The 12607-nt window shown below is 46.0% G+C and carries 11 protein-coding genes; 8 read left to right on the top strand and 3 right to left on the bottom strand.

Going from position 1 to position 12607, the window contains the following annotated elements; translation table 11 throughout:
- The 3 genes from LBQ97_03730 to LBQ97_03720 form a co-directional block, all read right to left on the bottom strand.
- The coding region (locus LBQ97_03730) for a hypothetical protein (GenBank protein MDR1831828.1) at positions 1–379 on the bottom strand (379 nt) is incomplete at its 3' end.
- 97 nt (positions 380–476) lie between these two features.
- On the bottom strand, positions 477–932 hold the full coding sequence (traD, locus tag LBQ97_03725) for a conjugal transfer protein TraD (GenBank protein MDR1831827.1): 456 nt from the start codon (positions 930–932) through the stop codon (positions 477–479).
- A gap of 934 nt (positions 933–1866) precedes the next feature.
- Positions 1867–4002 carry a MobA/MobL family protein gene (locus LBQ97_03720; GenBank protein MDR1831826.1) on the bottom strand — a complete coding sequence of 712 codons (2136 nt, stop codon included), beginning with the start codon at positions 4000–4002 and terminating at the stop codon, positions 1867–1869.
- 736 nt (positions 4003–4738) lie between these two features.
- Here LBQ97_03720 and LBQ97_03715 point away from each other — a divergent pair.
- From LBQ97_03715 to LBQ97_03680, 8 genes are all read left to right on the top strand, one after another.
- Entirely contained in the window at positions 4739–5089 is a 351-nt protein-coding gene (locus LBQ97_03715) for a TrbC/VirB2 family protein (protein MDR1831825.1), read from the top strand.
- Positions 5090–5641: 552 nt separating this feature from the next.
- Positions 5642–6331: a type IV secretion system protein gene (locus LBQ97_03710; GenBank protein MDR1831824.1), complete on the top strand. Its 690-nt coding sequence runs from the start codon at positions 5642–5644 to the stop codon at positions 6329–6331.
- Positions 6332–6349: 18 nt separating this feature from the next.
- Positions 6350–7276: a TrbG/VirB9 family P-type conjugative transfer protein gene (locus LBQ97_03705; protein MDR1831823.1), complete on the top strand. Its 927-nt coding sequence runs from the start codon at positions 6350–6352 to the stop codon at positions 7274–7276.
- Positions 7277–7289: 13 nt separating this feature from the next.
- Positions 7290–8435 carry a TrbI/VirB10 family protein gene (locus LBQ97_03700; GenBank protein ID MDR1831822.1) on the top strand — a complete coding sequence of 382 codons (1146 nt, stop codon included), beginning with the start codon at positions 7290–7292 and terminating at the stop codon, positions 8433–8435.
- 9 nt (positions 8436–8444) lie between these two features.
- Positions 8445–10412, top strand: coding sequence for a type IV secretory system conjugative DNA transfer family protein (locus LBQ97_03695; protein MDR1831821.1), 1968 nt, complete (start codon positions 8445–8447; stop codon positions 10410–10412).
- 645 nt (positions 10413–11057) lie between these two features.
- Positions 11058–11441, top strand: coding sequence for a hypothetical protein (locus LBQ97_03690; GenBank protein ID MDR1831820.1), 384 nt, complete (start codon positions 11058–11060; stop codon positions 11439–11441).
- Positions 11431–12366: a P-type conjugative transfer ATPase TrbB gene (gene trbB, locus LBQ97_03685; protein MDR1831819.1), complete on the top strand. Its 936-nt coding sequence runs from the start codon at positions 11431–11433 to the stop codon at positions 12364–12366. The genes LBQ97_03690 and trbB overlap by 11 nt, the downstream gene beginning before the upstream one ends.
- Positions 12367–12372: 6 nt before the next feature.
- Entirely contained in the window at positions 12373–12600 is a 228-nt protein-coding gene (locus tag LBQ97_03680; protein MDR1831818.1) for a VirB3 family type IV secretion system protein, read from the top strand.
- Positions 12601–12607: the final 7 nt, after the last annotated feature.

Below are 12607 nucleotides of genomic sequence, written 5' to 3'. Positions count from 1 at the left end.
ATCCACTTGATAGTTCATGGCTGCCATTCGGGATTCGCCACACCCGATGCCGTCGGGGGGCTCCCCCGCCGCCGGAGGCAATCTTGACGAAAGTTTTCACCCAATGGGTGATAAGTTTTTGTGTTTGGACATGCCCATGCCAGCCAGGACCCCGGCGCCCCAACTGGCAAGGGGGAAGGGACGTCACTTTGTTGGTTCGGCCGTTGGCCGGCTTTTTGCGCGGCGGCGGCCCCCTTTCATATTTTCTGGGGGTGGTCAACTGTTTGTTGAGGGCCTTCGGCCAGCAGCAGCGCAGCGGCCCCCTCATGATATTTTTCTTGGGGTACGGACTATCAATAGACAGATTCCGGCTGACTTTCGTGATCAGCCAATAGCTCATGCCTGCCGGGGCTCCCGGCTAACCAATGCCGTCGGGGGGCTCCCCCGCCGGAGGGTGTCGATGGTTGGAATTTGCCATTCGAGCTGGGCAAGGTAGGTCAGAAGTAGAGGAGTTCCTTTTTTGCTTGGTGTTTTTCTTGTTTGAGTTTGAGGAAATAGGTTGTTCCTTCGAGTATGCAGGTGTTTTTGTAGTATTGGTCGGAGGTTGTGATTTGGGTAAGGTATCCGGCCAAGACGTTGAGGGGTTTGTCGAGGTTTGCGATCTCGAATAGGGCTCCAAAGGTGATAAGGTCATGGTTACGATGGCGGCGGTCGTCCGTTGTGAGGGAATTGGCCTTGGTTGAGTCGTATTGGTCGAGGGACTCGAAGATTCGTTTGCCTTCATCTATCATGGTGGGGGTAAAGGTGCGGTTGAAATTCATCAAATGCCCAAGTACAAGCTCTTGCGGAAGGTATATTATGCCTGTCAACTCACAAAGAAGGCCCAGACGAATGAGTTTTTTGGTTCGCAAGCGTTTGGCCTGCCGTTCAGCTGATTTCTCTTGATTTTTCAAGGCTTGTGTCCTCTTTTTCAGGGACACTATCTGTTTGAGTTTCTTTCTCTGGGTAGCCGTCATTCTGAATAACCTCGATGTAGTAATGTAAGTTCTGATATACCGCGATAAAACACAATCAATTACGGACAGATCATGTCAATCTGGATTAGATCAATAATAAAATTTGTTTCATTTGGTGCCATCTGTGCGCGGAATAATGCTGTGTTGTGAGGATCATGGTTGTTGAGCTTGCCTCCGGCGGCCAGCGAGCCGCTGGGGGCTTTGGTTGGGGCTGGATTTTTAAATTTTTCGTGTTATTCGAATTTGGGTGGATCTCGAAATTTCTGCTATTTTGGTCATTTTTCGTGTAAAGCTACTGCTGACTTTGGAGTAATGCCTATAACCGACGCCCTCGCGGGGCTCCCGCGCCGCCGGAGACATACGTGTCATGGCCCATGCCTGCCGGGACCCCGGCGCCCCAACTGGCATGGGGGAGGGGACGTCAGTTTGTTGGTTCGGCCGTTGGCCGGCTTGGCAGCGGCGGCGGCTCCCCCTTTGATATTTTTAGGGGTTGGTCAACTGTTTGTTGTGGGCCTTCGGCCAGCGGCAGCGCAGCGGCCCCCTGGGATTTTTCTTTGGGAGTAGGGACTGCCACTATACAGGGTCAAGCTGGCTATAGAGATCAGCCATAACCATTGCCTCCCGAGGCTCTCGGGTGGAAGTGTCCACCAGTTTGTTTCTGGTTCTAGTACCCAGACCGAGGATCCTATCGGACCGTCGGATGTGAGTTTGTTGTGGATTCCGGAGGCTGGTTGCGATTGCGGGATAGTTGGGTTCAGCTGACTTTCGCGTCTACCCAATAACCAATGCCTCCCGGGGCTCCCGGGGCCGTCGGGGGGCTCCCCCGCCGCCGGAGGCAAGTAGAGTGATGGCGTCATTCAATGAGGTAGGTTTACATTCCGGGGTCGTAGCCGTCGTATTCGTGGTAGTTGATTTCGAGAGACTTGTCTTTTTTTTCTCCGGTAAAATCGAGGGCCCCGGCCATTTTGAAGTAGAGCTTTTCAGGGTCTGCATGAGATTTGTGGATCATGTCAAGGCGTCGATTGATTTTTGGCTCGGCTTTCCGCACAATGATATCATGGTAGATATTTGCGAGGGTCGAAAGTTCGCGGGCCTTTTTTTGTAAGGTAAGAAGATCCTTTTCGGTACTGGCTGATTTGGGACCAATGGAAAGATCTTTTATTTCGCGTCTGATGGATTTCAATTCTTGATGGACGGTACGTTCACGGGCAAATATAATCTTGTTGGACGTTTCGGGGCTGAGGTTTCGGAACGACGCCTGGACTTTTTTGTAATCGGCCTGTAGGAACTGGATTTCAGAACGCAGCAGGTAAAGCGGCCGGCTATACCCTTCTGTTTGGTTCTTTTGAGCGAAATAACTGTAGAGCTTGTTTTTTGTATGAAGCTCATATCGGCACATGATGTAATCCTGAATAATCTCTTCGGGGGTACGGGGTTCGGGTGCAAGGTTCTTTTGGGTCAAGATCTCTTGGGCTATAGCAAGACGCATAGCGATGTCAGTTTGGCGGTTTTGGGTTTCTTTTTCAATTTCAGGCCGGAGACTGCTGATGGTATCTGATAACCGGATATTTTCCTGAGTGATAAAAAGCATTTTGGAATTGATAGCAGATATATCGGCCGCAAGTTTTTCTTTTTGCGTCGTGTCTTTGGTGGATAGGATAGATTTCTGACAGCTTACCAGATCGGATTCCAAAGCCAAGAGGTTTGATATGAGGGTTTCGTTTCGGTACTGGGTCACGCGATATGTTGCTTCCTCTTTGGGATTCCTATATAAAAGAGACCTGTACTCCATACGGATCTTTTCAGGTGTGTAGGCGTCATAACTGGCAAAAATCTTTTGTCTGGCGGCCTTGGTTGCAGCTTCATCTTCTGATGTCGCAGAAAAATGAGCAGGGTCAATCCCAAACTTGGTATGAAGGATTGATTGAAGCCTTTTCTTTTCAGTTTCGTTTTCTCGTTTGAGGAAAAAGACCAGCTGGTTATACTTGCCAGTTCCCCGAAAGGCTTCAATTTCTTTGATTTGAGATTCATATTCTTGGCGTTTGGCTTCGAAGACGTCCAGATGGCCGAAATCGATTTTCAATCTTTTGAGGTTTGCGGTTGCCGTTTGATATTTCTTATGAGAAAGCACCCCCAAGGCGATCTTGTCGTAATCTTTAGCGTCGATTTCGGAGATTCGGTCTTTGATCTGAGTAGAGCTCAGGTCAAGCTGTGGGGTGATTTGTTTGGGGGTTATGTTACGCCCTTTCTCCTTTCTTTTTTTGGCTTCGCTTGCCGTGAGGTACCTGTCCCATTGGTCGCGTTCAGTAGTTGTCAATGATTCGATTCCTTTGAATTTAACTTTGGCGTAGATGTTCCCGTCTACGTTGACGGCTTCCCGGTCGAGTTCGGCAACTTTTTCCATGTCGCCCTGGGCGACAGCTTCCTTTCGTCTTTCGTATAAAGATCGGCAATCAACTCTGGCGGTGTGTCCGTATTTTTGCAAGATTCTGTTTTGCTCTTGTTCCCATGACTTTCGAAAATGCAAAAGTGCCTCTTTGCTATGGAAATAGGGATTCTTTTTGGCCCCGCCTTGGTCAGGGTGGTACCGATTATATTTTTTGAAAAAAGTGGCGGGATCGCGTTTGATTCCATCGAAGGATCGTTCTGAAAACATAAGGTGACAATGTTGTCGGCCGTTCTTCTCATGGATCGCGTAAGTATAAGGCTGGTTGGGGATCTCTTTTGCGATAAAAGATTCAATCAGCTCATGCCCCTGCTCGTGGTTAAGTTCTTCGGGGATATTGACTTCAAATTCTCGGTAGATTGTTGAACCTGCGGGCTCAAAAGAATCGGCCAAAAACCAGAAATCGGTAATTGACATGCGGTCGCTTGGAGTAAAGTTTCCAAATCCAAAACGGACAAGATCATCATGTTCTGCGTAGCGTTCCTGTCTCAAAATATACATTGCGTGAGGACGGGCAGATCCAACTTTGCCCTTCTTATATTTAAGTCTATATTCAGCCACGGTACGGCTCCTTTCTTTTATACATGGGTACGAGAAACAAACAGAATTGTTCCTTCCGCTCCCCCCTCCAAGGGGGGTAAATCTTTTTTCAAGGCCGCAGGCCTTGACCCCAAATCCTGCCGAAGATTTCGGCGGGATTTCACGCAGGTTTTAGAGTTTGCTTTATGCAAACTTGTAAGCGTGCCTTAAAAGTCTCTTTTAAGGACTGAGATCTTAGTTTTCACCCGTTGGGTGAAAAGTTTTTGGGTAAAGTTATGCTGAATCCGTTTGCTGATCGTGAAAGTGGGATAGTTACGATTGGCTACATCAGGTGTCCCACCAATAGCGGCTCGCGGGTGGAAGTGTCCACCAGTTTGTTGTTTCCAGTACCCGGCCGAGATCACTGCGTGACCGTCGGATGTGAGTTGGTTTGGAATCAGTCTGCGGATCGGGAATGCTGGATAGTCAAATTCTGCTGGCTATTACGATCAGTCCATAACCGATGCCTGCCGGGACCCCCGGCTAACCAATGCCGTCGGGGGGCTCCCCCGCCGCCGGAGTCAGACAACATTTTTTTGCGATTACCTCAATGCAGGATTTTTCTTTTGTTGAACGACCCGATCAATAATCTTGAATTTATTTTTCATTGACAAAGTTTAACTGCCATGGTATATTATATGATATCACAATTATTAACCATTGTCAATGGCGTGTAATGGCGCTATGCAAAAATTTTACTAAAAGGAGTTGCTTCGAAATGAAAATTAAAAAAGTTGAGAATGATGGGAAGACTCAACGTAAAATCCGTTGGAAAATGTTTTTTTTATTTTTGGTTGGGTTAGGTGTTGTGCTTTGCAGAAAACTTATGGCGTCTGAGTCGATGCCGTGGGATGGGCCGCTTAAAAAGTTATTGGATAATCTGGCAGGACCTACTGCAAGAACGGTATCAATCATTTCGGTCATTTTGCTGATGCTGGGTCTGATGTTTGGTCATGGGGGCGGAATCGTTCAGAAACTCTTGCAGATCTGCATTGCTATCGCGGTCTGCTTTGTCGCTGCAACTTGGGTACCTTCTTTCTTTGGTCATGCAGGTGGGATGTTGATCTGACATAAGAAAAGATTTCTTCCATATATTGGGTTGCCTCCGGCGGCCAGCGAGCCGCTGGGGGCCTGGGTTGGGGCGGGATTTCGATGTTGGCCGTTATTTCGATGTGGGATCCTCCCTGAACTTGATATTGAAGTCTGGGAAAATCTGACATGATTGATATAATCAGGCTTGTGTGATTGGCCAATAACTACTGCGATCTCGCGGCCCGCGAGGCCCCCGCCGCCAGAGGCAATCCAGATGAAAGTTTTCACCCAATGGGTGAAAAGTTTTATGTGTCTCCGACGGGCCGGATGGTCCGGCTGCCTTTGTTGGGGCTGGTTTCTTTTCCGTCTGCGGATCGGGAATGCTGGATAGTAGGTTTTGCTGGCTATTACGATCAGCCGTAACCAATGCCTGCCGAGGCTCGCGGCCTGCCAGAGGCTCAACGAGTGAAAATGATTTTGTTGCTGAACCGATCAATGAAACCACAATGTTGTAAGAAAAACTGAAAAGAAATTTTTTTCGTCGTTGTGATTAATAATTGTTATTTTTTTATATTTTTAAGGAGTTGTCATGTCTACTTTGAATTATGATCCACATGCGGGGGCCTTGTATAAAGGGAAAGAAATTAATCCTCGTGAGGATCACTTTTACGATAAACTTTTCATTCAGGCGCGGGCTCGAAGGAACTGGCAGATGGTCTGTTTGGTTTTGTTTGTGATGCTTGCAGGCATGCTCGCGGCTTATGTGAGGCTATCTAACAGGGTATATGTTGAGCCGTATGTCGTGTTGGTAGATGAAAAGGAAGGGCTTATCCGAAACGTGGGGGAATTGTCGCACGTGAAGTATGTACCCTCGGATAAGATGATCTTTTCTGTCTTGGGACAGCATATCAAGGATACGAGGTCGGTTCCATTGGATTATGTTCTGTTTGGACAAAATATTGAGAAACAGTATTTGTTCCTGACACCGCAAGCCCAGCAGAAACTGAATGCTTATATGCAGGCAGATAATGTGAATGAGTATTTCAAAAACAAGCGGTCACGGGAAGTCAAGTTATCGACAATACTCAAAATGTCAGGAAACTCATATCAAGCCCGATGGGAAGAAGTGTCGTATGCCGAAAATGGGACAGTCGAGAAGAAAGAAAAATTTTCGGGAATTTTTACATTTGAAATCAAAGAATCAACTGATGAAAAGACGCTCATGGTTAATCCCTTGGGAATTATGATCAAAGATTTTTCGTATAACCATGAGCTATAAGCAAAGGAGAGAATCGAAGTGAAGAAATTACAGAATTTAGCCATGCTTTTTATGATGGCGTTGGTCTTATCGATACCGGGTCATGCCAGTGAAGTTGTGATTACTGATGAAATGGTAAAGCAATCAATTGAAAAATATGGGGTCAATATTTATGCGGAATATCAAGCTGCTGAAGAACTCCGAAACGAATACAAGGATTATTCCATGAAAGAACCGGAGATCAAAAGCGGTATCAAAGAAGCGAAACGATCAGTTGCGACGAGATTTGTCTATTTCGAAGATGATATGTACCGGATTTACTGTCGGGCGGGGTTTATCACGACGATTTACTTGAATCCGGATGAAGAGATTATCTATACAGCGGGTGGAGATACAGCAAGATGGGTCATTGATGTTGGGAAAACGGGATCTTCTGAGGGTGAACGGCAGATTGTAGCCGTGAAGCCTTTTTTGGCAGGGATCAAAACGAATCTTGTGGTCAACACAAATAAGAGGTCGTATAATTTTTTCCTGCATGCGGCCAATGATTGGTATAACCCGGAAGTTAGATTTCTCTATCCGCAAGATGAGAAGATGAAATTTCAGAATAAAGCAGCCACGACCTTAGGCCAAACGACAAAGGTATCGTTGGATAAGCTCAATTATGAGTATAAGTGGAATAACAAGCGAATCTTTTTCGCGCCAAAACAGGTATTTGATGATGGCGAAAAAACTTTTATTATTTTGCGGGAAGCTGTCAAGACAAGAGAAATTCCGGTTGTCTATATCAAAGACGAGCAGACTGGGAACTTGGCTATCGTAAATTCCAGAATGAATGAAAATACGATCGTAATTGACAGGCTGTTTGATGCTGCGACATTGAAGTTAGGCAAAAAAGAGGTTGTAATCAAGCGAAAAGGCGCTTATACAAGACGGGCTGACAGTGCGTCGCGGGTACGAAGGTAAGGGGGCGAAGAAAATGGCAGAAAATAATAACGTAACACAACCTGTTGGCGGGTCACAAAACGCAAATACTTCAGCCAAGAAGGTTAAAAAAGTTTTTATCCTTGTCCCGCTTCTGGTGATTGCGGCAATAACCATTGTGACTGTAGCGTCAAGCGGGAAATCAAAGGCCAATGTCAGTATCGCAAAGGAAGAGGACACGCAAATTAGGGCAGAAAATCCTTTTTTCGCTTCATATTCTGAAAATAGAGAGGACGAAGCGATACCTGAGGTCAAAGATTTCACAAGAAAAGTGGAGCCTTCGGCGTCTCAATTTCGGGAAGATTACCGGATGGCCCCGGCTGACGCGAATCCTACGGCTGAATATAAGAAGGAACTTTTGAGAAAGTTCATGGAAGAATCTGAACAGGCCAGAAAGGCAGCGCCTTCATTCAATAGCGTGGGACGAAGTAACGGCGCCCCCAGTCCTCTTGTAGATGTCGGGGCGGCTCAGTCGCCAGAAGACTATGACCAAAACAGGCAAGGAAGCAAAGTAAAATTCTTGGAATCGAAACGAGCGCAAAATTTTTATCTTGGTTCAACCACAATTCCTGCAATTAGTCCCTATGAGTTGAAAGCCGGATCATTCATTCCGGCTGTCTTGATGACGGCAATCAATTCAGATCTTCCGGCAAAAACCATCGTGGCTTTGGTTCGTGAGAATGTATTTGACTCTGTTACGGGGAATTTTCTTTTGATTCCGCAAGGGACGCGTGTAGTTGGGACCTATGATTCGAACGTTACTTTTGGGCAAAACAGGCTTCTTGTGATCTGGCAGCGGTTAATTTTTCCGAATGGTTCATCGCTCAATTTGGAAAATATGCAGGGCATTGATCTGACAGGAAAAGCAGGGCTTACCGGAAAAGTGAATAATCATTTTGCGCAATTGCTGAAAGGCGTTGTGTTGGCTTCTGCCATGGGAGCGGCAGCGGCCATTATGGATAACGATGAAAGATCATGGGAAGGTAGGGCTACAAATGGCGCCGGAGAAGAGATTGTAACGATTGGAAACTCGTTCGCGGAAAAAGCCCTTGGTAGACAACCCACGATTGAAATTGCACAAGGGGCACGGATCAATATTTCGGTTCATTCGGATATGATCCTGGAACCTTACACCAAGTAAGTGATTCTTATGGTTAAGTCAGTCAAAAGATTTTTTTACAGGTGCAAAAGGCTTGGAATCAAAGAAGCTCTGAATGACAGAAAAGTTGAGGCAATTATCATCTTGGCGTCTTTTTTTGTGGGGGCTCTTGTCGCAACACAGATTTTTGCCCGGTGCGTCTATTATAACCCGCATCTTTGGGGGCTGAAAATTGGGAATATCCATCTTTATTTCCCGTTTCAGATATTCTTTTGGGTGTTCCGGTATCAAAAGGCTGCGCCTGCTGCTGTGGGGATATCGTTAAGTCTGTTTCTGTTGATATTTTTGACGCCTGAAATATTGATTTTTTCGCTTTCGAAAAATGAAGAGCCCACAACCCATGGGTCTGCCCGCTTTGCGAATACAAAAGAGATCGGAAATATGCTTTTATTTCCGGCAAAGAAAGAGATTTGGGATTCTTTCCGAAAGGCTGGGACAGATAAGGTCTATAGTGTCACCCTTGCCGGGCGTCCTGAACGTGATCTTGATGGTATTGTAATCGGACGCGATCTCTATGGTCATGAACTTTATGACTTGGAGCCTCACCCTATTGCACTTGGAGCGCCCACGAGATCAGGAAAAGGGGTGTCGGTAATTATCCCGACGTTGCTCACATGGAAATCTTCGGTCATTGTGAACGATATCAAAGGGGAAAATTGGCAAATAACCAGCGCTTACAGGCGCAAAATGGGCCAACTTTGTCTGAAATTTGCGCCGACAGATTTGGTGAGCTGTCATTATAACCCACTGCAGGAAATCAGAAAGGGGACAGTCTATGAATATCAAGATGCTATGGCGATTGCAAATATCATCATTGCACCGGGAAAAGATAAAGATGGGTTCTTTGCCCCAAGTGGCGTCAATTTCTTGACCGGTGTCATTCTCCATGTTCTCTATGTCGTGAAAGATAAAGAATGTGCCTCATTGGCCGATGTTTTGAATTTCGTAAAACCCGCGAATTTCAAAGGTTTCGACGACGAAGAAAGCGAAGCCTTGATAGAGGCTGCTATGAAAGAGATGACGAAAGCTTATCACAATACCACTGCTGATATCAATCTCTTTCACGAGATCTATGGTTCTGTTGTTAAAGATGCCATGGGTGAAGAAAAGCCAAGGATACACCCTATTGCGGCAAGAACTGGTTTTGATATGCTGGGTCGGCCGGGTCCGGAGAGATCGGGTATCATATCAAGCGCAATACTTAATTTACAGCCTTTTGGGTTTCCGACAATCATGCGAAACACAGAAGATTCTGATTTCAGAATAGATGACTTGATGAATCATGAAAGGCCTATTTCTTTGTATTTTGTGATTCCTCCGTCTGAGCTTACCAATACGGCAGTTTTGATGCGACTTATCATAACACAAATCATTTATCACCATACAAGGCAAATGAAAATCGAAGATGGACGTGCAAGCTACAGACACAGGCTTCTACTCCTAATAGATGAATTTCCTGCTTTGGGTAAAATTGAGCTATTGGAAAAGGCCATGGCCTATGTGGCAGGGTATGGAATCAAGCCTTTTATTATCTATCAGGATATCAATCAACTGGCGAGCATCTATACCAAAGACAATTCCATCCTGTCCAATTGCAGGATTTCCATTTTCTACACGCCTAATGACGATAAGACCCCTGGGCTCATTGAAAAGAAGCTGGGGAAAAAGACGGTTATGCAGAAATCGCATAGCTTTTCGGGTATTTTCTCTGTGTTTTCCAAGATCAATTACAGCGAATCGTATATTTCAAGATCCCTGATGACGGTTGATGAGATCCTGACTATGGATAACGATGAAACACTGATCTTTGTTACCGGAGAACACCCGATCCGGGGAGAAAAAATAAGATATTACCGCGAAGAAAGGTATTTGGAACGCCTCCGGTGGGGCGGGAAATTTCAAGATACAATTGATCGGGTTGAACATAATTATTTCGAAGAGTCTAATTTTGAAGCATGAGAAAAGTTATCACCCAATGGGTGAAAAGTTTTTTGGTTTGGACATAACCCATGCCAGCCAGGACCCCGGCGCCCCAACTGGCATGGGAGAGGGGACGTCACTTTGTTGGTTCGGCCTCCGGCCGGCTTGGCAGCGGCGGCGGCTCCCCTGATTTTTTTGGGGTGGTCAACTGTAGGTTGGTTGGCCTTCGGCCAGCAGCAGCGCAGCGGCCCCCTCATGATATTTTTCTTGGGGTATGGACTATCATTAAAAGATTCCTGCTGACTTTCGAAATCAGCCAGAATCTATGCCTGCCGGGGCTCCCGGCTAACCAATGCCGTCGGGGGGGGCCCCCGCCGCCGGAGGCAATTACTTCGAAAGTTTTCACCCAATGGGTGAAATGTTTCGTGGAAATGTCCACCAGTTTGTTGTTTCCAGTACCCGTCCGAGGTCACTGCGTGACCGTCGGATGTGAGCTGATCGGGGAATCCGGCTGATAATTGTGATTGCGAGATAGCTGGGTTTGCTGGCTTTCGTGATCCGCCATAACCAATGCCCGCCGTGGCTCACGGCTAACCCATGTCTGTCGTGGCTCACGGCCCGCCGGAGGCATCTCAAATTAAGTTTTAGTAACAGCGTGAAAAGTTTTGAAAGGAGTTGATGAAAATGGGATTTTTGAAAGAGAAAAAAGAACTTGATGAACGAATTGACGAAGAAAAGGAAGTGATGAATGTGATGGAAATGGAGAAAGAAGAGACGGACGAGATTTTGGATCTCAAAGATGAGGCGTTATTTGACGCAAAGTTGGAAGCTGAAAGGAAACGGGCAAAGTTGGCCGCTGAACGTGCCAAAAAACTGAGAGCTGAAAAGGAATTTGCGGTAGCTTCAAACAAGGCCAAGTTGGAGCGCGTTTTCGATTGCAACGCAAGTGATGCTTTCAGGTGGTATAGGATCGCAAGCCCAGCAAGAAAAAAGGAATTGCAAGAACTGATCAGGCGCTACATAAAAGATGATTTGGGTGCTGAGGGAGTGGGAGGAAATGACAGATAAGGGAACTGATCTGCGGGATATTTTGAGAGATTCGCTGGGTGAAGGGATACTTACTTTTCTGGCCGATGAGGAGGTTACTGATATACTTCTCAATGATGACGGGCATTTGTGGGTGGACAGGCTGGGCTTTGGAATGTCAGATACTGGGTTGCTGGTCGATCCGGATGATGCTCAAAACGCAATCAGGCTTGTTGCTTCCAATGTGCATAAGGTAGTAAATCCGGAAAATCCGGTAATTGATGCGGAATTACCTTTGTCGGGGGAACGGTTTCATGGAGATATTCCGCCAATTGTGAAGATTCCTACGTTCGCAATACGCAAAAAGGCGATTAAAGTGTTTTGTCTTGCGGATTATGTCGCAAGCGGAATCATGACAGAAGGCCAAAAGGCTGTAATCGAAAGAGCGGTCAAAGACCATAAGAATATTTTGGTGGTCGGTGGGACGGGATCGGGCAAAACAACGCTCTGCAACGCTATTTTACGTGAAATGGCGTCTTATCATGAGAGAATCATCATTATCGAAGACACGCAAGAATTGCAGTATTGCGGGGAAAATAGAGTCTATTATAAAACGAGTGAAACAAAATCAATCCGCGATTTGATCGCTCATGCCATGCGGATGCGGCCGGATCGCATTGTGGTAGGAGAGCTTCGTGATAGCGCTGCATTGGATTTGCTTAAAGCCTGGAATTCCGGTCATCCGGGCGGAATTTGCACAATTCACGCAAATTCGGTTATTGGCGGATTGCGGAAATTAGAGCAATATATATCTGAGGTAAGTGCAAATCCACAAAGCAGGACAATTTCCGATGTGGTAGATTTGGTTATTTTTATCAGACGAAAAGATAAAAGCAGGATCGTCGAAGAGATTGTTGCGGTTTTTGGATACAAGGATGAGAATTATATTGTCGAGAAGGTGGTATAAGTGAGAATGAAAATTTGCAAAGCTCTTGTAACGGATGTTACTATAGCCGGCGGGGCTCGTGTTCCCGTTATCTTAAATGCCGGTATTGGATTTTGCATGTTTTATGGTAATGTATGGCTTGTTCCGATTTTTATCATTACGCATATTCTGATTGTGAGGCTTACGAAAAAGGACGCCAAGTTTTTTGATCATTTTCTTGCGGCAATGAAGCATGAAGATCGATATGAAGCGTAAGGAGAAA

The organism is Fusobacteriaceae bacterium (assembly GCA_031272775.1).
Classification (GTDB): domain Bacteria; phylum Fusobacteriota; class Fusobacteriia; order Fusobacteriales; family Fusobacteriaceae; genus JAISST01.
Note: the sequence above shows the minus strand (reverse complement) of the source record. Positions and strands in the feature narration are given on the sequence as shown.